The sequence below is a fragment of the Streptomyces spororaveus genome (genome assembly GCF_016755875.1).
Lineage (GTDB): Bacteria > Actinomycetota > Actinomycetes > Streptomycetales > Streptomycetaceae > Streptomyces > Streptomyces spororaveus.
Map to the genome: position 1 here is coordinate 6,183,784 of NZ_BNED01000005.1, position 26,528 is coordinate 6,210,311.

The window sequence follows — 26,528 nt, forward strand, 5'->3', positions numbered from 1 at the left end:
TGGCAGGAAAATTGACGGACGATCAGCGGACGGGCTGGTACACCCGGTCCACCTTCTGGGTCCCGTTCAGCGTCCGGTACGACCGGCTCCACGCGGAGGTGGCACCCTGCTGCCGCTTGTCGGACACCACGTAGTAGTCCATCTGCGAGCGCTCGGCCGTCACGTCCAGGACGCCGTAACCGTGCGCGTCCATGTCGAGCCACTTCACGTGCCAGTTGGCGGCCTTGATGGCGCCCTCGGCGACCAGCGAGAGGGTGTCCGGCAGGACGTGCAGCATGTCGTCGAGGTTGTCGGAGGTCACCGACGTGACCACGAACTCGGTCGCCGCCGTGCCCGATCCCGGGTAGGTCGCCATGTTCATCGGGACCTCGTTCGCCCAGGCCATGTGGATGTCGCCGGTCAGGAACACGGTGTTCTTGACGCCCCGGTCCTTGAGGTGACCGAGCAGCTCCTTGCGGTCGTCCGTGTACCCGTCCCACTGGTCCACATTGATCGCGAGGCCGCCCTCGGGCAGGCCCAGCAGCTTGGCCAGCGGCTTCAGCAGGTGCGCGGGCAGCGAGCCGAAGGCCACCGGCGAGATCATCACCGAGGTGCCGACCAGCTTCCAGGTCGCCTCCGAGCCCGTGAGGCCCGACTTGAGCCAGTCCAGCTGGGCGCGGCCGGTGATGGTGCGCTCCGGGTCGTCCACCGAGCCGCTGCCGACCTTGGTCTGCTGCGAGCGGAAGGAGCGCAGGTCCAGCAGGTGCAGGTCGGCGAGGGTGCCGAAGCGCAGCCGGCGGTAGACGGTGCCCGCGACGGAGGCGCGTACGGGCATCCACTCGAAGTACGCCTGCTTGGCGGCGGCCGCGCGGGCCGCCCACTCGCCCTCGGCGCCCGGCGTGTGGTTCTCGGCGCCGCCGGCCCAGGCGTCGTTGGCGAACTCGTGGTCGTCCCATATGGCGATGACGGGATGCGCGTGGTGCAGGGCCTGGAGGTCCGCGTCCGTCTTGTACTTGCCGTGGCGGGTGCGGTAGTCGGCGAGCGAGACGATCTCGTGCTTCGGCTCGTGCGGGCGTACGACGTACTTCGCCTCCGGGTATCCCCCGGACTGGTACTCGTAGATGTAGTCGCCCAGGTGCAGGATCGCGTGCAGATCCGCGCGGGCCGCCAGGTGGCGGTAGGCGGAGAAGTAGCCGGACTCCCAGTTGGCGCAGGAGACCACGCCGAAGCGGACCCCGTCGGTCGTCGCCTCGTGGGCCGGGGTGGTCAGGGTGCGCCCGACGGGGGAGACGGCGGCGCCGGCGGTGAACCGGTACCAGTACGGCGTCCGCGGCTGGAGCCCGCGCACGTCCACCTTGACCGTGTGGTCGGTGGCGGCGCTCGCGGTGACCGTGCCGGAGCCGACGATGCGGGAGAAGCCCTTGTCGGAGGCCACTTCCCAGCCCACCTGGGTGGCCGGGCCGAGACCGGAGCCCGGTACGGCCTCGGGGGTCGGGGTGACGCGGGTCCACAGCAGGACCCCGTCGGGCAGCGGGTCGCCCGAGGCGACGCCGTGGAGGAAGGCGGGCGCGGTGCCCGCCGCGTGGGCGGCCGAGGCGCCCAGCGAGGTGAGGGGGGCCAGCGCGGCGGTGGCCGCAGCGGCCAGAACGACCGTACGGCGGCGGGGAGTTGCCGCGGACTGGGAGGAGGTGAGATGACTGGTCACGGGCGGTCATATTACCCACGGGTACACCCGCTGGGCAGGTGCGGGAATGCAAAGGGCGGGCGAACTCTGGGAGTTCGCCCGCCCTGTGCGGCGGCCTGTCCGGACGGTGTTCTTCCGGATCGCCCGCTGTCCGGATCAGACCGGGACCAGCCCGGGATCAGCCCTGCAGCGCCTTGTCGATCGCGGCCGTGAACTGCTCCGCCGTCTGCGGAGTGTCGATCTTCTTGCCGTCCATCTTCAGAGTCGGCGTGCCCTTCACCCCGGACTTGTCGAAGACCTTCGACATCTCCAGCGCCCACCGGTCGTACGTACCGTCCTCGACGGCCTTCTTGAACGCGGCGTTGCCCTTGAGCTCCGGGATCGTGTCCGCGACCTTCAGCAGGTAGTCGTCCTTGGCGAAGCTGTCGACGCTCTCCTCGGGGTGCAGGTCCTTGGAGTAGAGCGCGCCCTTGTAGTCCAGGAAGGCCTTCGGGCTGACGTTCAGCGCGGCGCCCAGGGCGCTCAGCGCGTTCTTCGAGCCCTCGCCCTTGACGGCGTTGTCGATGAAGGTGGCGCCGATGTACTGGAGCTTGTACTTGCCCGCGTCCACGTCCTTGTGGATCTGCTCACCGGAGGCCTGCTCGAAGGCGGCGCAGGCCGGGCAGCGGGAGTCCTCGTACAGCTCCAGGGTCTTCTTCGCGTCGGGCTTGCCGATGACGACCGTGGTGCCGTCCTCGCCCGTGGTGTTCTGCGGCTTGACCAGCTCGGCCTTGGCAGCCTTCTCCCAGTGACCCGGCTGGTTGGCCTGCATGACCCCGTAGCCGATGGCGCCGATGACGCCGAGGGCGAGGACCACACCGCCCGCCACGATCACCTGGCGGCGCACCTTGTCCTTCTTCGCCTGGGCCTCGCGCTCGGCGCGCAGCCGCTCGCGGGCCGCTGCCTTGTTCGCCTGGCTGTTGCGTGAACTCATCGTGATCTCCGTGGGGTGTGACGTGTGGAAGGGACTGCCGTACGTGCGTCAGGCGCGCGCGAGCGCGCCGAGCGGCACGGGAGGTCCCCGCCGTCCCACGGAATGAGCGGGGAACCGCGTACGGGCCCCGACGCCCGGGAGGGCCGACCGCAGCAGCGACCGCGCCGGGCGGCACACCGCCGCGACCGAGGCCACCAGCAGCATCAGCGGCCGGAACGCGAAGGCGGCCACCGCCCGCAGCAGCCGGCCCAGGGCCCGCTCGCCGTGGCGCAGCCAGCCGGCCGCCAGCAACCCCACCGAGACGTGCGCGCCGAGCAGCAGCCACGGCGTGTACGGGCCGGGCGAGGCCAGCAGCGCGGCCGCGTCGACCGGCCCGGTCACCTCGGTCAGCGGCCCGCCCACCGGGGTGCCGCCGCACAGGGCGTCCAGGCCCATGGCGCGCAGCGGACCCGAGACGGGCCCGCCCGCCGGGCCGTAGCAGAGGTGCTGCCCGGTGGTGAAGACGGTGTCGGCGGCCAGCTCCAGCGGGACGAGCAGCCCGGCGATGGGGCCGAAGCCGCGCTCGCGGCCCGCCAGCAGGTAGGCGATCGCGAACACACCCGCGAAGGCCCCGGCCACCAGCGAGGGCGGCAGCGGGACCCGGGACATCAGGACGTGCGAGCCGGACGAGAGCAGCACGACGAGCGCGCTGAACAGCGCGGCGCGCAGCGCCCTGGGTCCCGTCCCGGAAATGTCCATCCTCGCGAGTGTGCCACGCGTTCCTGTGGAACAGGCGTTCAGGGAGTGAGACGCCCGTTACGGAAGAGGTCCACGAAGATCTGGTGGTCGGCGCGCGCCCGGGCCCCGTAGGCGTGGGCGAAGTCCACGAGCAGCTCCGCGAAGCCCTCCTCGTCGGCGGCGATCGCCGCGTCGATGGCCCGCTCGGTGGAGAAGGGCACCAGCGTCTGCCCGCTCTCGTCCGCGTCGGCGGCTCCGTGCATGGTCGCGGTCGCCCGGCCCAGGTCCGCGACGACGGCCGCGATCTCCTCCGGGTCGTCCAGGTCCGACCAGTCCAGGTCCACCGCGTACGGGGAGACCTCGGCCACCAGCTGCCCGGCCCCGTCCAGCTCCGTCCAGCCCAGCCACGGGTCGGCGTGCGCCTGCAGGGCACGCTGGGAGATGACCGTGCGGTGCCCCTCGTGCCGGAAGTACTCCCGCACCGCCCGGTCCGTGATGTGCCGGGAGGCCGCCGGGGTCTGCGCCTGCTTGAGGTAGATCACGACGTCGTTCTCCAGGGCGTCGCTGTGCCCCTCCAGCAGGATGTTGTAGGAGGGCAGGCCCGCCGAGCCGATCCCGACGCCGCGGCGCCCCACCACGTCCTTGACCCGGTAGGAGTCCGGCCGCACCAGCGACTCGTCGGGGAGGGTCTCCAGGTACCCGTCGAAGGCGGCCAGCACCTTGTAGCGGGTGGCGGCGTCCAGCTCGATGGCGCCCCCGCCGGCCGTGAAGCGGCGCTCGTAGTCGCGTATCTCCGTCATGGAGTCGAGGAGGGAGAAGCGGGTGCGGGAGCGGGCCGAGCGCAGGGCACCCAGCAGCGGGCCCTCGGCGGTGTCCAGGGTGAAGGAGGGCACCTCCTCGTTCTTGGCCCCCGCGGCCAGGCGGTGGATCCGCTCCCGGTAGGCACCGGCGTAGGTCCGCACCAGCTCGCTTATCTGGTCGTCGCTGAGCGCCTTGGTGTAGCCGATCAGGGCGACGGAGGCGGCGAAGCGCTTCAGGTCCCAGGTGAAGGGACCGACGTAGGCCTCGTCGAAGTCGTTGACGTTGAAGATCAGCCGGCCGTTGGAGTCCATGTACGTGCCGAAGTTCTCGGCGTGCAGGTCTCCGTGGATCCACACCCGGCCCGTCCGCTCGTCCAGGTAGGGGCCACCGTGCCGGTCCCGTTCCAGGTCGGAGTAGAAGAGGCAGGCGGTACCCCGGTAGAAGGCGAAGGCCGAGGCCGCCATCTTGCGGAATTTGACCTGGAAGGCAGCGGGGTCGGCGGCGAGCAGCTCACCGAACGCGGTGTCGAACACGTCGAGGATCTGCTCGGCGCGCTGCTCGTCGGTCGTCTCGGGGACCGCCATGGCGGGTTCCTCCTGGTGCACGGGCTGTTTCGGGTTCCGACCGACTGGACGCCGGATCGGCCCTCCTGGTTCTGCAACGCCCGACCGTACCCGTCAGTGCCCGTGATCTGTCACCCGGCCGACGTAGGATTCGAAGCTGCCCCCTCGCCCCCCGCCCCCGGAGGACCCGCGCCGTGACAAAGCCGCCGTTCACGCACCTGCACGTCCACACCCAGTACTCGCTGCTGGACGGTGCCGCGCGGCTGAAGGACATGTTCAACGCGTGCAACGAGATGGGCATGACGCACATCGCCATGTCCGACCACGGCAATCTGCACGGCGCCTATGACTTCTTCCACACCGCGCAGAAGGCCGGCATCACGCCGATCATCGGCATCGAGGCGTACGTCGCCCCCGAGTCCCGGCGCAACAAGCGGCGCATCCAGTGGGGCCAGCCGCACCAGAAGCGTGACGACGTCTCCGGTTCCGGCGGTTACACCCACAAGACGATCTGGGCGTCGAACGTCACCGGCCTGCACAACATCTTCCGGCTGTCCTCCGACGCCTACGCCGAGGGCTGGCTCACGAAGTGGCCGCGGATGGACAAGGAGACCATCTCCAAGTGGTCCGAGGGCCTGATCGCCTCCACCGGCTGCCCGTCCGGCGAGGTGCAGACCCGGCTGCGGCTCGGCCAGTTCGACGAGGCCGTGAAGGCCGCCTCCGACTACAAGGACATCTTCGGCGAGGGGCGCTACTTCCTGGAGCTGATGGACCACGGCATCGAGATCGAGCGCCGGGTCCGCGACGGGCTGCTGGAGATCGGCAAGAAGCTCGGCATCCCGCCGCTGGTGACGAACGACTCGCACTACACGTACGCGAGCGAGGCCACCGCGCACGACGCCCTGCTCTGCATCCAGACCGGCAAGAACCTCTCGGACCCGGACCGCTTCCGCTTCGACGGCACCGGCTACTACCTGAAGTCGACCGACGAGATGTACGCGATCGACTCCTCGGACGCCTGGCAGGAGGGCTGCGCCAACACCCGGCTGGTCGCCGACCAGATCGACACCGAGGGCATGTTCAAGTTCCGGAACCTGATGCCGAAGTTCGACATCCCGGACGGCCACACCGAGGTCAGCTGGTTCCGCGAGGAGACCATGCGCGGCATGCACCGCCGCTACCCCGGAGGCATTCCGGAGGACCGGATGCAGCAGGCCGAGTACGAGATGGACACGATCATCTCGATGGGCTTCCCCGGCTACTTCCTCGTCGTCGCCGACTTCATCATGTGGGCCAAGAACCAGGGCATCGCGGTGGGCCCTGGCCGAGGCTCCGCGGCCGGCTCGATCGTCGCCTACGCCATGGGCATCACCGACCTCGACCCGCTCACGCACGGCCTGATCTTCGAGCGCTTCCTGAACCCCGAGCGCGTCTCCATGCCCGACGTCGACATCGACTTCGACGAGCGTCGGCGCGTCGAGGTGATCCGGTACGTGACCGAGAAGTACGGCGCCGACAAGGTCGCCATGATCGGCACGTACGGCACCATCAAGGCCAAGAACGCGATCAAGGACTCGGCCCGCGTCCTCGGCTACCCGTACGCCATGGGCGACCGGCTCACCAAGGCCATGCCCGCCGACGTCCTCGGCAAGGGCATCCCGCTCTCCGGCATCCTCGACCCCGCGCACCCCCGCTACGGCGAGGCCGGCGAGATCCGCGGGATGTACGAGAACGAGCCGGACGTGAAGAAGGTCATCGACACCGCCCGCGGTGTGGAGGGCCTGGTCCGCCAGATGGGCGTGCACGCCGCCGGCGTCATCATGTCCAGCGAGACGATCACCGACCACGTGCCCGTCTGGGTGCGGCACACCGACGGCGTCACCATCACCCAGTGGGACTACCCGAGCTGCGAGTCGCTCGGCCTGCTGAAGATGGACTTCCTGGGCCTGCGCAACCTCACGATCATGGACGACGCCGTCAAGATGGTGAAGGCCAACAAGGGGATCGACATCGATCTCCTGGCCCTCCCGCTCGACGACCCCAAGACCTTCGAACTGCTCGGCCGCGGTGACACCCTCGGCGTCTTCCAGTTCGACGGCGGGCCCATGCGCTCCCTGCTGCGCCTGATGAAGCCCGACAACTTCGAGGACATCTCCGCCGTCTCGGCCCTGTACCGGCCGGGCCCGATGGGCATGAACTCGCACACGAACTACGCCCTGCGCAAGAACAAGCAGCAGGAGATCACCCCGATCCACCCGGAGCTGGAGGGGCCGCTCGAAGAGGTGCTCGCGGTCACCTACGGCCTGATCGTCTACCAGGAGCAGGTCCAGAAGGCCGCCCAGATCATCGCCGGGTACTCGCTCGGCGAGGCCGACATCCTGCGCCGCGTGATGGGCAAGAAGAAGCCCGAGGAACTGGCGAAGAACTTCGTCATCTTCGAGGCGGGCGCCAAGAAGAAGGGCTTCAGCGACCAGGCGATCAAGGCCCTCTGGGACGTCCTGGTCCCCTTCGCCGGCTACGCCTTCAACAAGGCCCACTCGGCCGCGTACGGCCTGGTCTCCTACTGGACCGCCTACCTCAAGGCGAACTTCCCGGCCGAGTACATGGCCGGCCTGCTCACCTCGGTCAAGGACGACAAGGACAAGTCCGCGATCTACCTGAACGAGTGCCGCCGGATGGGCATCAAGGTCCTGCCGCCGAACGTGAACGAGTCCGAGCCGAACTTCGCGGCCCAGGGCGACGACGTGATCCTCTTCGGCCTCACCGCGGTGCGCAACGTCGGTACCAACGTCGTCGAGTCGATCATCAGGACCAGGAAGGCCAAGGGGAAGTTCTCCTCCTTCCCCGACTTCCTGGACAAGGTCGAGGCCGTCGTCTGCAACAAGCGCACCGTCGAGTCGCTGATCAAGGCCGGCGCCTACGACGAGATGGGCCACACCCGCAAGGGCCTGGTCGCACACCACGAGTCGATGATCGACAACGTGGTCGCGGTCAAGCGCAAGGAGGCCGAGGGACAGTTCGACCTGTTCGGCGGAATGGGTGACGAGAACGCGAGCGACGAGCCCGGCTTCGGCCTCGACGTGGAGTTCTCCGACGTCGAGTGGGAGAAGTCCTACCTGCTCGCCCAGGAGCGCGAGATGCTCGGCCTCTACGTCTCCGACCACCCGCTCTTCGGCCTGGAGCACGTGCTCTCCGACAAGACGGACGCCGGTATCTCCCAGCTGACCGGCGGCGAGCACTCCGACGGCGCCGTCGTCACCATCGGCGGCATCATCTCGGGCCTCCAGCGCAAGATGACCAAGCAGGGCAACGCCTGGGCCATCGCCACCGTCGAGGACCTGGCCGGCTCCATCGAGTGCATGTTCTTCCCGGCGACCTACCAGCTCGTCTCCACCCAGCTGGTCGAGGACACCGTGGTCTTCGTCAAGGGCCGCCTCGACAAGCGCGAGGACGTCCCCCGTCTGGTCGCGATGGAGATGATGGTCCCCGACCTCACCTCGGCCGGCACCAACGCCCCCGTGGTCCTCACCATCCCCACCGTCAAGGTCACGCCGCCGATGGTGACCCGTCTGGGCGAGATCCTGCGCCACCACAAGGGCAACACCGAGGTACGGATCAAGCTCCAGGGGCCGCGGACCACCACCGTGCTCCGCCTCGACAAGCACCGCGTCCAGCCGGATCCGGCGCTCTTCGGCGACCTCAAGGTGCTGCTCGGACCGTCCTGCCTGGCCGGATAACACCCACGTCGGTACGCGCGGAAGGGCCCGCCCGGTGGTCTCGGGCGGGCCCTTCCGCGTGCGCGTGCGGCCCTCGGTCGTGGCCGTCCGTCGCGGCCGTCAGTTGTGGCCGAACTTCTTTTCCTTGCGCTTGTGCGCCATGTCCATCGGGCTCGGCGCCGAGGAGGGCATCGACTCGGTCTCCGAGGAGCCCTTGGTCGGATCCTGCCCCGACCGGGGCTGCTGCTTGGCGGGCTGCTTCTGGTTCTTGTTCTTGGCCATGGTGGAACCTCCGTGAGGGTCTAGGGGCCAGGACCGCCTTCACACTCACACAAGGCCGGAAACGGCGCATTTTGGATCATTACTGCGCGTAGCCGAAGCCTCCCGTCCCGCCGACCGTGAGATCCGCCACGCCGATGATCGAGTTCCGGCCTTCAACACCCTTGGGGTCGGGCAGACTCGGGGAACCCGCCGAAAAGCACAGAGGACCCCCAGGGAAGAGGGTGGAACGCGTGGACCGCTGCGTCGTCCTGGTGGACGCCGGCTACCTGCTGGGTGCCGCCGCCAGCCTTCTCGCCGGGGAGCCCTCCCGCTCCCGGATCACCATCGACCATGCCGCCCTCATCCAGGGCCTGCGCGAGCGGGCCGAGGCCGACACCGAACAGCCCCTGCTGCGCATCTACTGGTTCGACGGCGCACCCGACCGGGTGCCCCAGCCCGAACACCGGCGGCTGCGCGTCATGCCCCGCGTCACCGTCCGCCTCGGCGCCCTGACCCGCAGCGACGGCCGCTGGGCGCAGAAGGGCGTCGACGCCGCCATGCACGCCGAGCTCACCGAGCTCGCCCGCAACCGGGCCTGCTCCGACGTCGTCCTCGTCACCGGCGACGGAGACCTGCTGCCCGGCCTGATGTCCGCCAAGGAACACGGCGTCGCCGTCCACCTGTGGGCCGTCCAGGCCGCCGACGGGGACTACAACCAGTCCGAGGACCTCGTCGCCGAGGCCGACGAACGCCGCGTCCTGGACCGGGTCTGGATCACCCGGGCCGTCCGCGCCAAGGACCTCACCGGCCTGTGCTCCCCGCCGCCCGCGCCGCGCCCCGACATCGCCGCCATCCTCTCGGCGCCGCTGCCCGAGGCGGCGCTCGCCGAGGCGGCCCGCAACGGAGCCGCCGCCACCGGGCAGGAGGACCGGGACGGGGTCCCCGTACCGGCGCCCGCCACCCCCGGCGGCAAACCGGTCCCCACCCCCAAGGACCTGGCCGGCGCCCTGCGCGCCCCCGGCCCGCAGAGCGCGACCGCGCCGAGCGGCGCCCACGCCCCCGCCAGCGCCCTGCGCTGGTCCTCCGACAAGGGCTGGATCGACCGGGCCGGACCGCTGGGCGAGCCCGCCGAGACGGCCTCCCTGCCCACCCTCGCCCAGCTCACCAGCGCCGAACAGCGCTGGGCGGACCGCGAGGAGGACATCACCACCGTCGGCGGCGACCCGTTCGAGGTGGGGCAGGTGTTCGCCCGGCGCTGGATGGAGCGCCTGCCGGAGTCCGTGCACCTGCAGAAGCTGGCCACCATGTACCCGCGGATCCCGCACCGGATCGACGGCGAACTGCTGCGCTACGCCGCCCGGTTCGGACTGCTGGCGCACAAGGACGACCAGATCGACGAGCACGACCGGTACGCCATCCGGGCCGGGTTCTGGCGGGAGATCGACGTCCGCGCCGCCGCCGAACACGTGGCCGCCGTACCCGCCTCCGCGCCCGCGGCGGCCTCCGGCGACGCCGGCGCCCCGCTGACCCCGACGGCCGAGTAGGGCCGGGAACCCCGTAGGCTGCTCCCTCGTGAGTACGGGCACAGCACAGGCGGGGAACAGCACGGCGGCGGCCGCGGGAGCGGCGTCGGACGTCATCTGCGCGGTGCGTGACCTGGTCAAGACGTATCCCGCGGTACGCGGCCGGCGCGGGGCCCCCGCCCTGCCCGAGACCCGCGCCAACGACGGGGTCTCCCTCGACGTCCGGCGCGGCGAGATCTTCGGCCTGCTCGGCCCCAACGGCGCCGGCAAGTCCACCCTCGTCCGCCAGCTCACCGGCCTGATGCGGCCCGACTCCGGCTCGGTGGCCCTGCTCGGCCACGACCTCGTACGCCACCCCCGGCGCGCCTCCCGGCTGCTCGCCTACCTGGGCCAGGAGTCCACCGCCCTGGACGAGCTCACCGTGGCCCTGGCCGCCGAGACCACCGGACGGCTGCGCGGGCTCGACGTCCGCGCGGCCCGGGCCGCGCGGGACGCCGTACTGGACGAGCTCGGACTGACCCAGATCGCCGGGCGGCCCCTGAAGAAACTCTCCGGCGGCCAGCGCCGCCTGGCCTGCTTCGCCACCGCGCTGGTGGGGGAGCGGCCCGTCCTGGTCCTCGACGAGCCCACCACCGGCATGGACCCGGTCGCCCGGCGGGCCGTGTGGGCCGCCGTCGACCGGCGGCGCGCGCGGCACGGCGTCACCGTCCTGCTCGTCACCCACAACGTCATCGAGGCCGAGACCGTCCTGGACCGGGTCGCCGTCATCGACCAGGGCAAGGTCATCGCCTGCGACACCCCGGCCGGACTGAAGTCCACCGTCTCGGGCGAGGTCCGGCTGGAGCTGGTGTGGCGCGAAGGCGCTCCGCTGGAGGTGCCGGAGGTCGCCCGGCTGCGGGACCGGGCCGTCGAGTCGGGGCGCCGCTGGGTGCTCCGGCTGGCACCCGACGAGGCGAGGGCGGCCGTGGCCTCGGTCACCGGGAGCCCGGCCTTCGCCGCGCTCGACGACTTCACCCTGGCGACCCCCAGCCTGGAAGACGTGTACCTGGCCCTCGGTGGCAAGACGAAAGGGCTGGTGAAGTCGTGAGCGACCGCTCGACGGGGGCCGTCCGGGCCGCGCTCGCGCCCGAGGACGTACCCGCTCCCGCACTCGCGGCCGCGCCGCTGGCGCCCGGAGCTCGGTTCTTCCCCTCCCTGGCCGCCGTCTACCGGGCCCAGCTGTCCCGGGCCCGGGTGGCCCGGATCCCGCTGCTGTTCGTCGCCACCTTCCAGTCCGTCGGGATCATGATCCTGATGCGGGGCGTGGTCGACGGGGGGTCGGAGGCCCGCGCCGTCGTCGCCGGCTCCTCGGTGCTCGTCGTCGCCTTCGTCGCCCTGAACCTGCTCGCCCAGTACTTCGGGCAGCTGCGGGCTGGCGGCGGGCTCGACCACTACGCCACCCTGCCCGTGCCGCCCGCGTCGGTGGTACTGGGCGCGGCCGCCGCGTACGCCTCCTTCACCCTGCCCGGGACCCTGGTCACCGCCGTCTTCGGATGCCTGCTGTTCGGGCTGCCGCTGAGCGGGCTGTGGATCCTGGCCGCGGTGGTACCGCTGGCCGGGGCCGCGCTGGCCGGGCTCGGCGCGGCGCTGGGCCTGCTGGCACCGCGGCAGGAGCTGGCCACCCTGGCGGGGCAGCTCGGCATGTCCGCGGCGCTGCTGCTCGGGGTGCTGCCGCCGGAGCGGATGCCGGACGTGATCGTGTGGGCCCGGGACCTGCTGCCGTCCACGTACGGCGTCGAGGCCTTCGCCCGCACTTTCGCCCCGGAACCGGACTGGGCCGCCGTCGTCTTCGACCTGGGCGTGTGCGGGGCCGTCGGGGTTCTCTCGCTGACCGTCGCGACCTGGGCGTACCGCCGGGCGGCCGTCCGCTGACATGGTCCGCCGACGCCGCTGCCGGGCACACCTGGCACGATGTGGGGGTGACCGAAGCCGTGACCCCGCCGTCCCCCCTCGACCCGCCGCCGCTCCAGCCCGAGAAGCCGGGAGCCGCCTCCGGGGCGATCACCCCGGAGGACGTCCGGGACGGGGCCGTCGTCGCCCTGCTCGTCGGTGCGGCCGGACTGCTCCTCGGCCTGCTGTGGATGTGGCTGGCACCCCGGGTGCAGTACGTCTCCAACGGGGAGGCCGTCTTCCTGCACAACAGCGAGAGCGAGGCGCGGATCGCCTCCGACGGCACCTTCTTCCTGCTGTCGCTGGGGCTGGGCGTGCTCAGCGCCGTCGGTACCTTCCTGTGGCGCCGGGCCGGCGGTGTGCCGCTGGTGATCGGGCTCGCGGTCGGGTCCGTCTTCGGCGCGCTGGTCGGGTGGCGGTTCGGGCTGTGGCTGGGGCCGTCGTCGGACCTGGTCGCCGCGGCGAAGGCGGCGGGCAAGGGGGTCGCGTTCGACGCGCCGCTGGAGCTGCTCGCGCACGGGGCGCTGCTGGCCTGGCCGATGACCGCCGTGCTGCTGCACCTGGGGCTCACCGCGCTGTGGTCGCCGCGGGACCCCGACCCCGTGCCGGTGTTCGAGTGGTCGGGGTACTACCAGGCCCCGCCGTCCGCCGACGCGGCCTCCCAGGCCCCGGAGCCCCCACGCGCCTGACCCTGCCGCGCGCAGCCCCGGACCTCCCGCGTCGTCGAACGGCGGACAGGGCTGGGGCCAGGCGATTTCAAGTCATTCCGTCGTCGCTGTTCGAATCCAACCGCCTGCGCGCCGTTATGATTCGATCATGGGACCCCTGAAGCCGAACGTCATTGAGCTCATAGCAGGCCTCATCACCTTCCTCGCGGTCTTCGCCGCGCTGGCCAAGGTCCTCCTGCCGAGGATCGACAAGACCCTCGCCGAACGCGAAGAGGCCACCACGGGGGCACTGGAGCGGGCCGGGGCGGTCCAGCTGGACGCGCAGCGCGTCCGTGCCGCGTACCAGGCGGAGCTGACCGCCGCGCGTCACGAGGCCTCGCAGATCCGTCAGGCCGCCCTGGAGGAGGGCACCGCCCTCCTCGCCGCCGTTCGCGCCGAGGGGCAGAAGGCGCGCGAGGACATGGTCGCCGCGGCCACCGTGCAGCTGGAGGCCGACCGGGTGATCGCCGAGGCGGAGCTCCGCGAGGGCGTTCTCGCGCTGGCCGCGGAGCTGGCCGGGCGCATCCTCGGCGAACCGCTCACCGACCTTGACCGTGCCCGCGCCGTCGCCGACGAGTTCTTCACCGCCGCGGAGGCCGATCTCCAGAGCTGAGCCCGGGACCGTTCACGGAGCGCGGGCCGGGCCGGGCCGGCCGGTACCGCTACGGGCGGGCGATCGGGGCCACGGTGGCCGAGGTGAGGGCGGTCAGGTCCGCCGGGGAGAGTTCGATCTCCAGGCCCCGGCGGCCCGCCGAGCAGCAGACCGTGGGGTGCGCCGCGGCCGAGGCGTCGATCACCGTGCGCAGGCGCTTGCGCTGCCCCAGCGGGGAGATGCCGCCGAGGACGTAGCCCGTCGTGCGCTCCGCCAGGGCCGGGTCCGCCATCGCCGCCCGCTTGCCGCCGACCGCCGTCGCCAGCGCCTTGAGGTCCAGCGACCCCGACACCGGGACCACCGCCACCGTCAGCACGCCGTCCACGTCCGCGACCAGGGTCTTGAAGACCTGGGCGGGCGAGACCCCGAGCGCCTGCGCCGCCTCCTCCCCGTACGAGGGATGGGCCGGGTCGTGCTCGTACGCGTGCGTGGTGAACGCGACGCCGGCCGCCGTCAGGGCGACGATCGCCGGGGTGCCTGCCGCCTGCTTGGACTTCTTCGCCATCGGTGTGTGCTCAGTTCGGGCTCGTCGGGGCACGGGTCAGGTCCACCGCCGGCAGGGACGGCAGGTGGCGGATCACCGCCGTCTCCGTACGCAGCAGCTTCAGCTCCTCCGCCAGCCGGGTCGCGGTGTCCGGGGCCTGGAGCAGCCGCTGCTTCGCCGGGATGTCCAGCACCGCCGCCGCTGCCACCAGGTAGGAGACCACCGAGGGCTCGTCGGGGAGCTCGGCACCCGTCAGGGACCGCTCGCGGGCTCCGGCCAGCCGTTTCTGGTAGTTGCGGAAGGCCCGCAGCACCCCCTCGGCCAGCACACCCGCGCCCTCGCCCGAGTCCTCCGGGAGCTCTTCCAGCTCCGCCGTCAGGAAGGGGCCCGAGGCGTCGACCGAGACCAGGCGGACCCGCGTCGTACCGGTCGCCAGGACCTCGAAGCTGCCGTCCTCCCGCTCCCGGACGGTCGCCGCGTCGGCGATGCAGCCCACCCGGTGGAAGGCCTGGATCGGGTCCGGGCCGAAGCCCGCCGCCGGGCCCCGCTCGGGCAGAGCCGTCTGGTCCGGCAGGCCGGGCGCGGTCGGCGCGACCTCCCGGCCGTCGCGGATCGCGACGACCGCGAAACGGCGCGGCTCGTCCTCGGCCGTCTTCAGCAGCTCGCGCATCATGGCGCGATAACGCTCCTCGAAGATGTTCAGCGGGATGACGAGTCCCGGGAACAGCACCGAGTTCAGCGGGAAGAGTGGCAGGCGAACGGTGGTCACGAGGCACAGGGTAATCGCCCGGGCCACCGAGGGTGTCCGGCGTTTGAGGGGCGGACGGCGGCGGGCGCGCCGCCCACCGCGCGCCGCCCACCGGGCGCCCCCGCCGCCGTCACCCGCGCCGCAGCAGCCGGGAGGCGCCCGCCGCCACCGTCGTCGCCAGGATCCAGCCCATGATGACGAGCCCGGCCGCCCCCCACTGCCAGCCGCCCTCCAGCTTCCACTGGCCCTGCTGGCCGAGGTCGATCACCGGCAGCAGCAGGTCCAGCGCGTACAGGGCGGCACTCCACTGCGGATGCTCGTCCTCCTTGATCGCCGGCGGGTGCAGCTGGGAGAACAGCAGCGTCCCCGCCGCCCACAGCACCGCCATCCACAGCGCGGCCCGGCCCGGCCGGTAGCCGTAGACCACCGTCCAGTCCTGGAGGTACCCCCACGCCTTCGGCCCCGGTGTCAGCGTGGCCCGGCGCCGCCGCTGCTTGGCCAGCAGCACCTCGCGGGCGTCCTGGTCCTCGCCGCTGGCCCGCAGTACGGCGGCCAGCCGCTCGTACGGCTCCGGCGAGTACTCGGGCGTGGCCGCCTCCACCCACTCCAGGCGGCGGGAGAGCGGGAAATGACCCCGGGGCGCGAGGTTCTCGTAGACGAACCCCTCGATGGACACCCCGCCCGGGCCCGGCCAGCTCGTCGAGGTGTCGACGAGCTTGACCACCTTGGCCCCGGACACCACCACCCGCCCGAGCTCCGGCCGCTCGCCGACGAAACGGAACTCCGGCGTCTGAATCCGGCGCAGGGATATCTCCTGCTCGGCGGCGAGCGTGAACCGGGCGCCGTAGAAGTCGATCGCGTCCCCGAACCGGCCGTCGTCCAGCCGCAGCCCGCCCCGGCACTCGAAGCGCTGGGCCCGCTGACCGCGCGTGGGCGTCGCCCCCAGCCCGTACGGGGGAGTGGAGGAGCCCCCGCCCGCCGCCGCGTAGTCCAGCGCGATGGAGGTCAGGTACAGGGTCCGCTCGACGGTCAGCTGCGGGGCGTTCAGCGCGTACCGCCCGTACGGGTTGCGCAGGCGGGCCCCCCGCAGGTTCATCGACACGCCCACTTTGGCGCCGCGCAGGCTCACCTCCCCGTACGTCTCCAGCAGCTCCGCCTGGAAGTCCTGCGCGACCGACATCCCGTCCGCGGCGATCGCCCGGCCCTTGTTGTCCCGCTGCACCACCGCCTGGCTGACCAGCAGGTCGGTACCGATCTGCGCGTCGGTGAGCCGGATCCCGCGCGCCACCCGGCAGCGCGGCAGGTGCAGATCGCCCTCGGTGTGCAGCCGGGCGGCCTCCAGCCGCGGTATCGCGCAGTTGATCAGGCGCAGCGTGCCGAAACGGGCCTCGGACAGCTGGATCTCGCTGTCGAAGCGGCAGGACTGGAGCTCCACGTACGGGGCCACCGCGCCGCCGGACAGTTCCAGCCGCCCGCTGATCCGCACCCCGCGCAGCTTCAGCGAGGCCACCCGGCCCGGCACGGGCGGCGGCCCGTGCAGCAGCAGCCGGGCCACCACCCGCGCGCGGACGCTGCGCTCGGGCCCCCAGACGTGCTCGCCGTGCGGGTCGTCCCGGTCGGCGGCGCGCGTGCTGAGATCGCAGATGCTGCCCGTGCGGAACGCGTCCCACATGCGGCGTTCGGCAGCGGTGAGATCCGCCGGTTCCCCGTCCGTGCGCGCCTCGGTCACGGTGGCCCCCCTCCGCTGTCATCCCCGTGTACCGGGAACGCTAACGGGCGGCTGTGACATCCGGGGCCTGTATCAGCCAGTGATACGGGCGGACGGTGGCGCGAAGCGGTCTGAGAGAATTGTGAGGTGATCTCTCGTATCGACCTGCGCGGTGACGCCCTCCCCGAGGGCGGCGCCCTGCGCGATCTGCTGCCCCGTGCCGAGTTCGACGTAGAAGCTGCCCTGGAGAAGGTGCGGCCCATCTGCGAGGACGTCCATCATCGTGGCACGGCGGCGCTGATCGAGTACGCGAAGAAGTTCGACGGGGTCGAACTCTCGCAGGTCCGGGTACCCGCGGAGGCCATCAAGGCCGCCCTGGAGCAGCTGGACCCGGCGGTCCGCGCCGCCCTGGAGGAGTCGATCCGGCGCGCCCGGATCGTGCACCGGAACCAGCGCCGCACCGAGCACACCACCCAGGTGGTCCCCGGCGGCACCGTGACCGAGAAGTGGGTTCCGGTGGAGCGCGTGGGGCTGTACGCCCCCGGAGGCCGCTCGGTCTACCCGTCCTCCGTCGTCATGAACGTCGTACCGGCCCAGGAGGCGGGCGTCGAGTCGATCGCGCTCGCGTCCCCGCCGCAGAAGGAGTTCGAGGGCCTTCCGCACCCCACGATCCTCGCCGCGTGCGCGCTGCTCGGCGTGGACGAGGTGTACGCGGCGGGCGGTGCGCAGGCCGTGGCGATGTTCGCGTACGGCACCGAGGAGTGCGCCCCCGCCAACATGGTGACCGGCCCCGGCAACGTCTGGGTCGCCGCCGCCAAGCGCTACTTCACCGGGAAGATCGGCATCGACACCGAGGCCGGCCCGACCGAGATCGCCGTCCTCGCCGACTCCACGGCCGACCCGGTGCACGTCGCCGCCGACCTGATCAGCCAGGCCGAGCACGACCCGCTCGCCGCCGCCGTCCTCGTCACGGACTCCGCGGAGCTCGCGGACGCCGTCGAGAAGGAGCTGGAGCCGCAGGTCGCCGCGACCAAGCACGTCGAGGACCGGATCAAGCCCGCCCTCGCCGGCAAGCAGTCCGCGATCGTCCTGGTCGACAGCCTGGAGGACGGCCTCAAGGTCGTCGACGCCTACGGCGCCGAGCACCTGGAGATCCAGACCGCCGACGCCGCCGCCTGGGCCGCCCGCGTACGCAACGCCGGCGCGATCTTCGTCGGCCCGTGGGCCCCGGTCTCCCTCGGCGACTACTGCGCCGGCTCGAACCACGTCCTGCCCACCGGCGGCTGCGCCTGCCACTCCTCCGGCCTGTCCGTGCAGTCCTTCCTGCGCGGCATCCACATCGTCGACTACACCCGCGACGCCCTCGCCGAGGTCACCCACCACGTGGTGACCCTCGCCGAGGCCGAGGACCTGCCCGCCCACGGCGCCGCCCTCAAGGCACGCTTCGGATGGAAGGTCCCCACCCAGTGAGCATCGGCATCGACGACCTGCCCATCCGGGACGAACTGCGCGGCAAGAGCCCGTACGGCGCCCCGCAGCTCGACGTGCCCGTCCAGCTGAACACCAACGAGAACCCCTACGAGCTGCCCGACGAGCTCGTCGCGCGCATCGCCGAGCGCGTCGCCGAAGCGGCCCGCACCCTCAACCGCTACCCCGACCGGGACGCGGTCGAGCTGCGCACCGAGCTGGCCGCCTACCTCACCCGTACCGGCAAGCACCCGGTGGCGCGGGAGAACGTATGGGCCGCCAACGGCTCCAACGAGGTCATCCAGCAGCTGCTGCAGACCTTCGGCGGGCCCGGCCGCACCGCGCTCGGTTTCGAACCCTCCTACTCGATGCACGCGCTGATCTCCCGCGGCACCGGCACCGGCTGGATCTCCGGGCCGCGCCGCGAGGACTTCCGCCTCGACGTGGAGGCGGCGGAGCAGGCGATCACCGAGAACGCCCCCGACGTCGTCTTCATCACCTCGCCCAACAACCCCACGGGCACCGCGGTCGAGGCCGAGACGGTCCTCGCCCTCTACGAGGCCGCGCAGGCCGCCAAGCCCTCTCTCGTCATCGTCGACGAGGCCTACGTGGAGTTCAGCCACCGGGACTCGCTGCTGCCCCTCATCGAGGGCCGCCCGAACATGGTGATCTCCCGGACCATGTCCAAGGCCTTCGGCGCGGCAGGCCTGCGCCTCGGCTACCTGGCGGCGCACCCCGCCGTCGTCGACGCCGTCCAGCTGGTGCGCCTGCCGTACCACCTGTCCGCCGTCACCCAGGCCACCGCACTGGCCGCACTGGAGCACACCGACACCCTGCTCGGCTACGTCGAGCAGCTCAAGGCCGAGCGCGACCGCCTGGTCGCCGCACTGCGGGCCATCGGCTTCGAGGTCACCGATTCCGACGCGAACTTCATCCAGTTCGGGAAGTTCGAGGACTCGCACACCGCCTGGCAGAAGATCCTCGACCAGGGCGTCCTGGTCCGGGACAACGGCGTACCGGGATGGCTGCGGGTCACCGCGGGCACCCCGGCGGAGAACGACGCGTTCCTGGAAGCGGTTCGCGCACTGAAGAAGGAGCAGCACGCATGAGCCGCATCGGACGGGTCGAACGGACCACCAAGGAGACCTCGGTCGTCGTCGAGATAAACCTCGACGGCACCGGCCAGGTCGACGTCTCGACGGGCGTGGGCTTCTACGACCACATGCTCGACCAGCTCGGCCGCCACGGCCTCTTCGACCTCACCGTCAAGACCGAGGGCGACCTGCACATCGACAGCCACCACACCATCGAGGACAGCGCGCTCGCCCTCGGCGCCGCCTTCAAGCAGGCCCTCGGCGACAAGGTCGGCATCTACCGCTTCGGCAACTGCACCGTGCCGCTCGACGAGTCCCTCGCCCAGGTGACCGTCGACCTGTCCGGCCGCCCCTACCTCGTGCACACCGAGCCCGAGAACATGGCGCCGATGATCGGCACGTACGACACGACGATGACCCGGCACATCTTCGAGTCCTTCGTCGCGCAGGCCCAGATCGCCCTGCACATCCACGTCCCGTACGGCCGCAACGCCCACCACATCGTGGAGTGCCAGTTCAAGGCCCTCGCGCGGGCCCTGCGCTACGCCGCCGAGTTCGACCCCCGCGCGGCCGGCATCCTGCCCTCCACGAAGGGCGCCCTCTAGCCGTGAACGGCCTGAACACCATCCTGATCGTCCTCGGCCTGTTCCTGGCCGGGGGCGTCTACTCCTTCCAGAAGCAGAAGATGCCCAAGTCGGTCATCATCCTGCTGGCCCTCGCCTCCGCGATGTGCCTCGCCGCAGGAGTCCTGCGAATCCAGGGAATTTGGGAATGAGCGCAGTCCGCCCCACCAAGAACGTCGTCGTCTTCGACTACGGCTTCGGAAACGTCCGCTCCGCCGAGCGGGCCCTCGCCCGTGTCGGCGCGAACGTCGAGATCACCCGCGACTACGACAAGGCCATGGACGCCGACGGGCTCCTGGTCCCCGGCGTCGGCGCCTTCTCCGCCTGCATGCAGGGCCTCAAGGAGGCCCGCGGCGACTGGATCATCGGCCGCCGCCTCTCCGGCGGCCGCCCGGTCATGGGCATCTGCGTCGGCATGCAGATCCTCTTCGAGCGCGGCATCGAGCACGGCGTCGAGACCGAGGGCCTGGACGAGTGGCCCGGCACCGTCGGCCCGCTCAAGGCCCCGATCGTCCCCCACATGGGCTGGAACACCGTCGAGGCCCCGGCCGACAGCCAGGCCTTCAAGGGCCTGGACGCCGACGCCCGGTTCTACTTCGTGCACTCCTACGCGGCGCGCGACTGGAGCCTCGAAATCACCAACCCGCTGATCCGCGCCCCCAAGGTCACCTGGGCCACCCACGGCGAGCGTTTCGTGGCGGCGGTGGAGAACCGGGCCCTGTGGGCCACGCAGTTCCACCCCGAGAAGTCCGGCGACGCCGGCGCCCAGCTCCTCACCAACTGGATCGAGACCCTGTGATGACCGCACCCACGCTCGAACTCCTGCCCGCGGTCGACGTCCGCGACGGCCAGGCCGTCCGCCTCGTGCACGGGGTGTCCGGCAGCGAGACCTCCTACGGCTCCCCGCTGGACGCGGCCCTCGCTTGGCAGCGCTCCGGCGCCGAATGGCTGCACCTGGTCGACCTCGACGCCGCCTTCGGCACCGGCGACAACCGCGCCCTGGTCGCCGAGATCACCCGCGCCATGGACATCAAGGTCGAGCTCTCCGGCGGCATCCGCGACGACGCCTCGCTCGCCGCGGCCCTCGCCACCGGCTGCACCCGCGTCAACCTGGGCACCGCCGCCCTGGAGACCCCCGAGTGGGCGGCCAAGGCCATCGCCGAGCACGGCGACAGGATCGCGATCGGCCTCGACGTGCGCGGCACCACCCTCAAGGGACGCGGCTGGACCAGCGAGGGCGGCGACCTCTACGAGACCCTCGCCCGACTGGACTCCGAGGGCTGCGCCCGGTACGTCGTCACCGACATCGGCAAGGACGGCACGCTGACCGGCCCCAACCTGGAGCTGCTCAAGAACGTCTGCGCCGCCACCGACCGGCCCGTCGTCGCCTCCGGCGGCATCTCCTCGCTCGACGACCTGCGGGCGCTGTCCGACCTGGTCCCGCTGGGCGTCGAGGGCGCCATCGTCGGCAAGGCCCTGTACGCCAAGGCCTTCACCCTGGAAGAAGCCCTGAAGGTGGTCTCCGCATGAGCAACTCCCCCGACTCCACGGCCGACGTACGGCGCATCTCCTCCGGCGGCGCCTACGAGGACGTCATCGGCTACTCGCGCGCCGTGGCCCTCGCCAACGGCCTGGTCCTGGTCTCCGGCTGCACCGCCGCCGACGCGGGCGGCCCGTACGACCAGACGGTCAAGGCCTTCGAGGTCGCGTTCAAGGCGCTCGCCGAGGCCGGCCTGGGACCCGAGGACGTGGTCCGCACCCGCATGTACCTCACGCACGCCCGGGACGTCGACGAGGTCGGCCGCGCCCACAAGCAGCTCTTCGACACGGTCCGGCCCGCCGCGACCATGCTCATCGTCTCCGGCTTCGTCGACCCCGGCATGGTCGTCGAGGTGGAGGTCGAGGCGTTCAGGGCGGTGGCCCGATGACCCTCGCCGTACGCGTGATCCCCTGCCTGGACGTGGACAACGGCCGGGTCGTCAAGGGCGTCAACTTCCAGAACCTGCGCGACGCGGGTGACCCGGTGGAGATGGCCAAGCTGTACGACGCCGAAGGCGCCGACGAGCTGACCTTCCTCGACATCACCGCGTCCTCCGGGAACCGCGAGACCACGTACGACGTGGTGCGCCGCACCGCCGAACAGGTCTTCATCCCGCTCACGGTGGGCGGCGGCGTCCGGACGGCCGACGACGTCGACAAACTCCTGCGCGCGGGAGCGGACAAGGTCGGCGTGAACACCGCGGCCATCGTCCGCCCCGAGCTCATCCAGGAGATCGCGGAGCGCTTCGGGCGGCAGGTACTCGTCCTGTCGGTCGACGCCCGCCGCACCGCCGCCGGGACCTTCGAGGTCACCACGCACGGCGGCCGGCAGGGCACCGGCATCGACGCGGTCGAGTGGGCGCACCGGGCGGCCGAACTGGGCGCGGGCGAGATCCTGCTGAACTCCATGGACGCGGACGGCACGAAGGACGGCTACGACGTCGAGATGATCGCGGCGGTCCGCAAGCACGTCACCGTCCCGGTGATCGCCTCGGGCGGCGCGGGCCGCCTGGCCGATTTCGCCCCGGCGATCGACGCCGGTGCCGACGCGGTGCTGGCGGCGTCGGTCTTCCACTTCGGCGACCTGCGCATCTCGGAGGTCAAAACGGCCCTCCGCGAAGCGGGCCACCCCGTCCGCTGACCCTTCGCCTCCGGCGCGGTCTGCCGTTTCGGGGCGCTGCCCCCTGTTCCGGGTGCGGCCCGGTGGCCGCCGTTGCCCTGGCCGGGCGGTGCGGGTCCCGTTTCCGGGTGCGGCCCGGTGGACGCGCCTCAAACGCCGGCGGGGCTGGGTTTGGCTTCGGGTGGGGTGGTGCCCCTCCGGGGGCTCTCCTCGGCTCGCGCCTGCGGCCGTGGTTCTGCCGTTCGGCCCGGGTTGCGCGCTCGTCCTGCGGGGAGCCCCCGGAGTGTCCCCACCCCACGGCCCCCGGGTGGATCGCCCGGGTGGGGGTGCGGGGACGGCGGGGGGTGTCCCCGCAGGACGAGCGCGCAACCACCCCGCACGGCCGGGACGTGCCCGCAGGCGCGAGCCGAGGAGACACCCGCCGGCGGCCCCGCACCCCCACCCCCGGACCCGACCCCGCCCACCCGGAGCCAAACCCAGCCCCGCCGGCGATTGAGGCGCGGCCACCGGGCCGCACCCGGAACAGGACCGCACCCGGGTCAGATGCCCAGGGACGCCACCGTCAGCTTGGCGACGGCCTCCTTCTCGCCGTCCAGCGTCACCGACGCCGCCGCCTGACGGCCGAAGCAGAACAGCGTCAGTTCCCCCGGCTCGCCTGTCACCGTGACCACCGGCGCGCCCTTGCGGGCCACCACCGTCCGCCCGTCGGGACGCCTCAGCACCAGGCCCACCGGCGAGCGCCGGCCCGTCAGCCGCGCCAGCTTCTCCAGCCGCGACCACAGCGCGTCGGAGAACACCGGGTCCAGCTCCCGCGGGGACCAGTCCGGCTGCGCCCGGCGGACGTCCTCGGCGTGGACGTAGAACTCGACCGCGTTCGCCGCCTCGTCGATCTGCTTCAGCGCGTACACCGACATCCTCGGCGGGCCGGTCCTGATCAGCTGGAGCAGTTCCTCGTACGGCTTGGCCGTGTACTCCTCCATCGCCTTGTCCAGGCGGGCCTTCAGCACGTTCAGCAGCAGGCCGCCCGCCGCGTCGGGCCGCCGCTCACGGACCACCACGTGCGCGGCCAGGTCGCGACAGGTCCAGCCGGAGCACAGCGTGGGGGCCTCCGGACCGGCCGCCTCCAACAGGTCCGCCAGGAGCAGGCGTTCACGCTTCGCATGGGTAGACATGCGGGCCAGCCTACGGCGGGAACCCGCCGAGCACCCGCTCATCAGGCGGACGGGGATCATCACCCCCGTCCCGGCCCGGCACAATGTCCCCATGAGTACGTCCCCCCGCCCCGGCAGTCTCGACCCCGCCATCGCCGAGCGCCTCAAGCGTTCCGCGGACGGGCTGATCCCGGCCATCGCCCAGCAGTACGACACCGGTGAGGTGCTCATGCTCGGCTGGATGGACGACGAGGCCCTGCACCGCACCCTGACCACCGGCCGCTGCACCTACTGGTCCCGCAGCCGCCAGGAGTACTGGGTGAAGGGGGACACGTCCGGTCACTTCCAGCACGTGAAGTCCGTCGCGCTCGACTGCGACGCCGACACCGTGCTCGTCCGGGTCGACCAGGTCGGGGCGGCCTGCCACACCGGGGCACGCACCTGCTTCGACGAAGATGTCCTCCTCCGCGCAGCCGACTAGGTAGGGTCCCTCGAAATGGATCTTGAGACGTTCCGCAAGCTCGCGGCCGACCGCCGCGTCATCCCCGTGAGCCGCAAGCTGCTGGCCGACGGGGACACCCCCGTCGGGCTCTACCGCAAGCTGGCAGCCGAACGCCCCGGCACCTTCCTCCTGGAGTCCGCCGAGAACGGCCGCTCCTGGTCCCGGTACTCCTTCGTCGGGGTCCGCAGCGACGCCACCCTGACCGCCCGGGACGGCCGGGCCCACTGGATCGGCACCCCGCCCGTCGGCGTCCCCACCGACGGCGACCCCCTCGACGCCCTGCGCGCCACCGTCGAGGCCCTGCACACCCCCCGCGACCTCGCGGGCAGCATGCCGCCCTTCACCGGCGGCATGGTCGGCTACCTCGGCTACGACATCGTGCGCCGCCTGGAGCGCATCGGCGAGCACACCGCCGACGACCTGGAGCTGCCCGAGCTGACCATGCTGCTCACCTCCGACCTGGCGGTCATGGACCACTGGGACGGCACCGTCCAGCTCATCGCCAACGCGATCAACCACAACGACCTCGACTCCGGGGTCGACGAGGCGTACGCGGACGCCGTCGCCCGCCTCGACGCGATGGAGGCCGACCTCGCACGGCCCGCCCCCTACGTGCCGGCCGCGCTGCCCGCCTCCGAGCTGCCCGAGTTCTCCGCCCTGTGGGGCGGCGAGAAGTACCAGGCGGCCGTCGAGGACATCAAGGAGCGCATCCGGGCCGGCGAGGCCTTCCAGGTGGTGCCCTCGCAGCGGTTCGAGACCCCCTGCCACGCCTCCGCGCTGGACGTCTACCGGGTGCTGCGGGCCACCAACCCGTCCCCGTACATGTACCTCTTCCGCTTCGAGAACGGCTTCGACGTGGTCGGCTCCAGCCCCGAGGCGCTGGTCAAGGTCGAGGACGGGCGGGCCATGGTCCACCCCATCGCCGGCACCCGCCACCGCGGCACGACCCCGCAGGAGGACAACGACCTCGCCGACGAGCTGATGGCCGACCCCAAGGAGCGCGCCGAGCACCTGATGCTCGTCGACCTGGGCCGCAACGACCTCGGCCGGGTCTGCGAGCCGGGATCGGTGGAGGTCGTCGACTTCATGTCGATCGAGCGCTACTCCCACGTCATGCACATCGTCTCCACCGTGACGGGGCGCGTCGCCGAGGGGAAGACCGCTTTCGACGTGCTCACCGCCTGTTTCCCGGCCGGTACGCTCTCCGGCGCGCCCAAGCCCCGCGCCATGCAGATCATCGAGGAGCTGGAGCCCTCCCGCCGCGGCCTCTACGGCGGCTGCGTGGGCTACCTGGACTTCGCCGGGGACTCCGACACGGCCATCGCCATCCGCACGGCGCTGCTGCGCGACGGCACGGCGTACGTGCAGGCCGGGGCCGGTGTCGTCGCGGACTCGGTGCCCGAGCTGGAGGACAACGAGTGCCGCAACAAGGCGGCCGCGGTGCTGCGCGCGGTGGGAGCGGCGAACCGCCTCCACGGCTCCTGAGGGCGTAGGGGATAGTGGGGTACGTGAGTGCCGTACCCCCGCCCCGAAACGACGCCGACGCCGACGCCGAGTCCGAGCCCGAGGCTCCCGACCGTCGCGGCGGCCGCCGCAGTGTGGCCGTCGCCCTGCTGCTCGGCGCCCTCGGCGCCACCGTCGTCCTGCTCGCCTCCGGCCGGACCTGGGCCAGGGGCACCGCCGCCATCGGCAGCGACTCGCTCCAGCTGGCCGCCGACGGGCGGGCCGTCACCGGCCTGCCCGCCGCGCTGGCCATCGTGGGCCTCGCCGCGCTGGTCGCCGTCTTCGCCGTACGCGGCAAGGGCCGGCTGCTGGTGTCGGGGCTGCTGGCGCTCAGCGGCCTGGGGGCGGTGCTGTCCGCCCTCCTCGGCTCCGACGGCCGCCGTGCCCTGGACGCGCAGGCCGCCCGTACGACCGCGGACAGCGCCGCGCACGTGGCCGGCCTGACCCAGACGTCCTGGCCCTACGTCACGGCCGCCGGCGCGGCCCTGATCCTCGTCGCCGGGCTGCTGGCGCTGCGTTTCGGCCGGAGCTGGCCCTCGATGGGGGGCCGCTACGAGCGTGACGGCAGCCCGCGCGCCCGGACTGTCGCGGCGGTTGATCCGGACCGGCCGGAGGATCTGTGGAAGGCTCTGGACCGCGGCGAGGACCCGACCGGCGACCCGGGCGCCGACCGGGCCCACTGACCCGACCCCCCTGGACGGCGAAGCCGCCCGGTGCGGGACAATGGTCGCCGAGCGTTCGACACAGACCGCACGTTCGACACAGCAGCGCGACAGAGCAACGAGGAGCAACTCATGGCGGGCACTAGCCACGGACACACCCCGGCCGCCTGGACCGGTGTCATCATCGCCTTCATCGGTTTCTGCATCTCCGGCGCCTTCATGGTGCTCGCGAACCCGCTCGGCTTCTGGGCCGGACTCGTCGTCGTCGCGCTCGGCGGTGTCGTCGGCCTGGGGATGAAGGCCGCGGGCATGGGCGCGCCGAAGGCCGCGCACAAGGACCTCGCCGAGGTCATCGCCGCGTCCAAGGTTCCCGCCAAGGTCTGAGCGCACGAGCGACGCGGCCGAAAGGCGCGGCCCCGCCG

Annotated in this window: 27 protein-coding genes; 18 read left to right on the top strand and 9 right to left on the bottom strand. The window is 71.9% G+C overall.

The features are described from left to right. Positions 1 to 22: 22 nt before the first annotated feature. The 4 genes from Sspor_RS30375 to Sspor_RS30390 all read right to left on the bottom strand — a co-directional run bounded on the left by Sspor_RS30375 (position 23) and on the right by Sspor_RS30390 (position 4,738). Positions 23 to 1,684: an alkaline phosphatase D family protein gene (locus Sspor_RS30375; RefSeq protein ID WP_202201954.1), complete on the bottom strand. Its 1,662-nt coding sequence runs from the start codon at positions 1,682 to 1,684 to the stop codon at positions 23 to 25. A 157-nt stretch (positions 1,685 to 1,841) separates the two neighbouring features. Then, positions 1,842 to 2,636, bottom strand: a complete 795-nt coding sequence (locus Sspor_RS30380; RefSeq protein WP_202201955.1) for a DsbA family protein — start codon at positions 2,634 to 2,636, stop codon at positions 1,842 to 1,844. Between the two features lie 48 nt (positions 2,637 to 2,684). Continuing rightward, entirely contained in the window at positions 2,685 to 3,374 is a 690-nt protein-coding gene (locus Sspor_RS30385; RefSeq protein WP_202201956.1) for a hypothetical protein, read from the bottom strand. 38 nt (positions 3,375 to 3,412) lie between these two features. Beyond that, positions 3,413 to 4,738 (bottom strand): DUF2252 domain-containing protein, encoded by a 1,326-nt coding sequence (locus Sspor_RS30390; protein WP_202201957.1) that lies wholly within the window; start codon positions 4,736 to 4,738, stop codon positions 3,413 to 3,415. Positions 4,739 to 4,911: 173 nt separating this feature from the next. Between Sspor_RS30390 and dnaE the strand changes: the two genes are divergently transcribed. Continuing rightward, positions 4,912 to 8,454: a DNA polymerase III subunit alpha gene (dnaE, locus tag Sspor_RS30395; RefSeq protein ID WP_202201958.1), complete on the top strand. Its 3,543-nt coding sequence runs from the start codon at positions 4,912 to 4,914 to the stop codon at positions 8,452 to 8,454. A gap of 99 nt (positions 8,455 to 8,553) precedes the next feature. On the opposite strand, the gene Sspor_RS30400 is transcribed toward dnaE, so the two are convergent. Then, positions 8,554 to 8,715: a hypothetical protein gene (locus Sspor_RS30400; RefSeq protein ID WP_202201959.1), complete on the bottom strand. Its 162-nt coding sequence runs from the start codon at positions 8,713 to 8,715 to the stop codon at positions 8,554 to 8,556. Between the two features lie 221 nt (positions 8,716 to 8,936). On the opposite strand from Sspor_RS30400, the gene Sspor_RS30405 reads away from it, so the two are divergent. The 5 genes from Sspor_RS30405 (at position 8,937) to Sspor_RS30425 (ending at position 13,466) form a co-directional block, all read left to right on the top strand. Next, on the top strand, positions 8,937 to 10,238 hold the full coding sequence (locus tag Sspor_RS30405) for an NYN domain-containing protein (protein WP_237404097.1): 1,302 nt from the start codon (positions 8,937 to 8,939) through the stop codon (positions 10,236 to 10,238). Between the two features lie 28 nt (positions 10,239 to 10,266). Then, positions 10,267 to 11,304: an ABC transporter ATP-binding protein gene (locus tag Sspor_RS30410; protein WP_202201960.1), complete on the top strand. Its 1,038-nt coding sequence runs from the start codon at positions 10,267 to 10,269 to the stop codon at positions 11,302 to 11,304. After that, complete coding sequence (locus tag Sspor_RS30415; RefSeq protein WP_202201961.1) at positions 11,301 to 12,128, top strand: ABC transporter permease; 828 nt, start codon at positions 11,301 to 11,303, stop codon at positions 12,126 to 12,128. The genes Sspor_RS30410 and Sspor_RS30415 overlap by 4 nt, the downstream gene beginning before the upstream one ends. A 47-nt stretch (positions 12,129 to 12,175) precedes the next feature. Next, complete coding sequence (locus Sspor_RS30420; protein ID WP_237404098.1) at positions 12,176 to 12,835, top strand: hypothetical protein; 660 nt, start codon at positions 12,176 to 12,178, stop codon at positions 12,833 to 12,835. A gap of 127 nt (positions 12,836 to 12,962) precedes the next feature. Further along, the gene (locus Sspor_RS30425; protein ID WP_202201962.1) at positions 12,963 to 13,466 is read left to right on the top strand and encodes a F0F1 ATP synthase subunit B family protein; all 504 of its coding nucleotides are present in this window, start codon (positions 12,963 to 12,965) and stop codon (positions 13,464 to 13,466) included. A gap of 49 nt (positions 13,467 to 13,515) precedes the next feature. Here the strand turns inward: Sspor_RS30425 and ybaK are convergent, their stop codons facing one another. The 3 genes from ybaK to Sspor_RS30440 form a co-directional block, all read right to left on the bottom strand. Continuing rightward, positions 13,516 to 14,010, bottom strand: coding sequence for a Cys-tRNA(Pro) deacylase (gene ybaK, locus Sspor_RS30430; protein WP_202201963.1), 495 nt, complete (start codon positions 14,008 to 14,010; stop codon positions 13,516 to 13,518). A gap of 10 nt (positions 14,011 to 14,020) precedes the next feature. Continuing rightward, entirely contained in the window at positions 14,021 to 14,758 is a 738-nt protein-coding gene (locus tag Sspor_RS30435; RefSeq protein WP_202201964.1) for an LON peptidase substrate-binding domain-containing protein, read from the bottom strand. Positions 14,759 to 14,867: 109 nt separating this feature from the next. Further along, positions 14,868 to 16,466: an oxidoreductase gene (locus Sspor_RS30440; protein ID WP_372499623.1), complete on the bottom strand. Its 1,599-nt coding sequence runs from the start codon at positions 16,464 to 16,466 to the stop codon at positions 14,868 to 14,870. 126 nt (positions 16,467 to 16,592) lie between these two features. On the opposite strand from Sspor_RS30440, the gene hisD reads away from it, so the two are divergent. The 8 genes from hisD to hisF are packed head-to-tail and all read left to right on the top strand — an operon-like array spanning position 16,593 to position 22,309. Next, entirely contained in the window at positions 16,593 to 17,915 is a 1,323-nt protein-coding gene (hisD, locus tag Sspor_RS30445) for a histidinol dehydrogenase (RefSeq protein ID WP_202201965.1), read from the top strand. Further along, positions 17,894 to 19,021, top strand: coding sequence for a histidinol-phosphate transaminase (locus tag Sspor_RS30450; RefSeq protein ID WP_202201966.1), 1,128 nt, complete (start codon positions 17,894 to 17,896; stop codon positions 19,019 to 19,021). Before hisD ends, Sspor_RS30450 begins: the two co-directional genes overlap by 22 nt. Continuing rightward, positions 19,018 to 19,611, top strand: a complete 594-nt coding sequence (gene hisB, locus Sspor_RS30455; RefSeq protein WP_030009963.1) for an imidazoleglycerol-phosphate dehydratase HisB — start codon at positions 19,018 to 19,020, stop codon at positions 19,609 to 19,611. Before Sspor_RS30450 ends, hisB begins: the two co-directional genes overlap by 4 nt. 2 nt (positions 19,612 to 19,613) lie before the next feature. Beyond that, the gene (locus tag Sspor_RS30460; protein WP_030009964.1) at positions 19,614 to 19,781 is read left to right on the top strand and encodes a CG2302 family histidine operon protein; all 168 of its coding nucleotides are present in this window, start codon (positions 19,614 to 19,616) and stop codon (positions 19,779 to 19,781) included. Beyond that, positions 19,778 to 20,428: an imidazole glycerol phosphate synthase subunit HisH gene (gene hisH, locus Sspor_RS30465; RefSeq protein ID WP_202201967.1), complete on the top strand. Its 651-nt coding sequence runs from the start codon at positions 19,778 to 19,780 to the stop codon at positions 20,426 to 20,428. The genes Sspor_RS30460 and hisH overlap by 4 nt, the downstream gene beginning before the upstream one ends. Further along, positions 20,428 to 21,159 (top strand): bifunctional 1-(5-phosphoribosyl)-5-((5-phosphoribosylamino)methylideneamino)imidazole-4-carboxamide isomerase/phosphoribosylanthranilate isomerase PriA, encoded by a 732-nt coding sequence (priA, locus tag Sspor_RS30470; RefSeq protein ID WP_202201968.1) that lies wholly within the window; start codon positions 20,428 to 20,430, stop codon positions 21,157 to 21,159. Before hisH ends, priA begins: the two co-directional genes overlap by 1 nt. Then, the gene (locus Sspor_RS30475; RefSeq protein WP_202201969.1) at positions 21,156 to 21,557 is read left to right on the top strand and encodes a RidA family protein; all 402 of its coding nucleotides are present in this window, start codon (positions 21,156 to 21,158) and stop codon (positions 21,555 to 21,557) included. The genes priA and Sspor_RS30475 overlap by 4 nt, the downstream gene beginning before the upstream one ends. After that, positions 21,554 to 22,309 (top strand): imidazole glycerol phosphate synthase subunit HisF, encoded by a 756-nt coding sequence (hisF, locus tag Sspor_RS30480; protein WP_202201970.1) that lies wholly within the window; start codon positions 21,554 to 21,556, stop codon positions 22,307 to 22,309. The genes Sspor_RS30475 and hisF overlap by 4 nt, the downstream gene beginning before the upstream one ends. Positions 22,310 to 22,827: 518 nt before the next feature. Here hisF and Sspor_RS30485 read toward each other — a convergent pair. After that, entirely contained in the window at positions 22,828 to 23,460 is a 633-nt protein-coding gene (locus Sspor_RS30485) for a TIGR03085 family metal-binding protein (RefSeq protein WP_202201971.1), read from the bottom strand. A 91-nt stretch (positions 23,461 to 23,551) separates the two neighbouring features. Between Sspor_RS30485 and hisI the strand changes: the two genes are divergently transcribed. The 4 genes from hisI to Sspor_RS30505 all read left to right on the top strand — a co-directional run bounded on the left by hisI (position 23,552) and on the right by Sspor_RS30505 (position 26,490). After that, positions 23,552 to 23,920 carry a phosphoribosyl-AMP cyclohydrolase gene (gene hisI / locus Sspor_RS30490; protein WP_202201972.1) on the top strand — a complete coding sequence of 123 codons (369 nt, stop codon included), beginning with the start codon at positions 23,552 to 23,554 and terminating at the stop codon, positions 23,918 to 23,920. A gap of 15 nt (positions 23,921 to 23,935) precedes the next feature. Then, positions 23,936 to 25,426, top strand: coding sequence for an anthranilate synthase component I (locus Sspor_RS30495; RefSeq protein ID WP_202201973.1), 1,491 nt, complete (start codon positions 23,936 to 23,938; stop codon positions 25,424 to 25,426). A gap of 14 nt (positions 25,427 to 25,440) precedes the next feature. Then, positions 25,441 to 26,127: a TIGR02234 family membrane protein gene (locus Sspor_RS30500; RefSeq protein ID WP_202201974.1), complete on the top strand. Its 687-nt coding sequence runs from the start codon at positions 25,441 to 25,443 to the stop codon at positions 26,125 to 26,127. Between the two features lie 111 nt (positions 26,128 to 26,238). Then, positions 26,239 to 26,490 carry an HGxxPAAW family protein gene (locus Sspor_RS30505; RefSeq protein WP_030773215.1) on the top strand — a complete coding sequence of 84 codons (252 nt, stop codon included), beginning with the start codon at positions 26,239 to 26,241 and terminating at the stop codon, positions 26,488 to 26,490. Positions 26,491 to 26,528: the final 38 nt, after the last annotated feature.

Coding starts and splice junctions, on each gene's coding strand:
- Sspor_RS30380 (WP_202201955.1), bottom strand. CDS start 2,636: ATGAGTTCACGCAACAGCCAGGCGAACAAGGCAGCGGCCCGCGAGCGG.
- Sspor_RS30385 (WP_202201956.1), bottom strand. CDS start 3,374: ATGGACATTTCCGGGACGGGACCCAGGGCGCTGCGCGCCGCGCTGTTC.
- Sspor_RS30390 (WP_202201957.1), bottom strand. CDS start 4,738: ATGGCGGTCCCCGAGACGACCGACGAGCAGCGCGCCGAGCAGATCCTC.
- Sspor_RS30400 (WP_202201959.1), bottom strand. CDS start 8,715: ATGGCCAAGAACAAGAACCAGAAGCAGCCCGCCAAGCAGCAGCCCCGG.
- Sspor_RS30425 (WP_202201962.1), top strand. CDS start 12,963: ATGGGACCCCTGAAGCCGAACGTCATTGAGCTCATAGCAGGCCTCATC.
- ybaK (WP_202201963.1), bottom strand. CDS start 14,010: ATGGCGAAGAAGTCCAAGCAGGCGGCAGGCACCCCGGCGATCGTCGCC.
- Sspor_RS30450 (WP_202201966.1), top strand. CDS start 17,894: ATGGAAGGTCCCCACCCAGTGAGCATCGGCATCGACGACCTGCCCATC.
- hisB (WP_030009963.1), top strand. CDS start 19,018: ATGAGCCGCATCGGACGGGTCGAACGGACCACCAAGGAGACCTCGGTC.
- hisH (WP_202201967.1), top strand. CDS start 19,778: ATGAGCGCAGTCCGCCCCACCAAGAACGTCGTCGTCTTCGACTACGGC.
- priA (WP_202201968.1), top strand. CDS start 20,428: ATGACCGCACCCACGCTCGAACTCCTGCCCGCGGTCGACGTCCGCGAC.
- Sspor_RS30475 (WP_202201969.1), top strand. CDS start 21,156: ATGAGCAACTCCCCCGACTCCACGGCCGACGTACGGCGCATCTCCTCC.
- hisF (WP_202201970.1), top strand. CDS start 21,554: ATGACCCTCGCCGTACGCGTGATCCCCTGCCTGGACGTGGACAACGGC.
- Sspor_RS30485 (WP_202201971.1), bottom strand. CDS start 23,460: ATGTCTACCCATGCGAAGCGTGAACGCCTGCTCCTGGCGGACCTGTTG.
- hisI (WP_202201972.1), top strand. CDS start 23,552: ATGAGTACGTCCCCCCGCCCCGGCAGTCTCGACCCCGCCATCGCCGAG.
- Sspor_RS30495 (WP_202201973.1), top strand. CDS start 23,936: ATGGATCTTGAGACGTTCCGCAAGCTCGCGGCCGACCGCCGCGTCATC.
- Sspor_RS30505 (WP_030773215.1), top strand. CDS start 26,239: ATGGCGGGCACTAGCCACGGACACACCCCGGCCGCCTGGACCGGTGTC.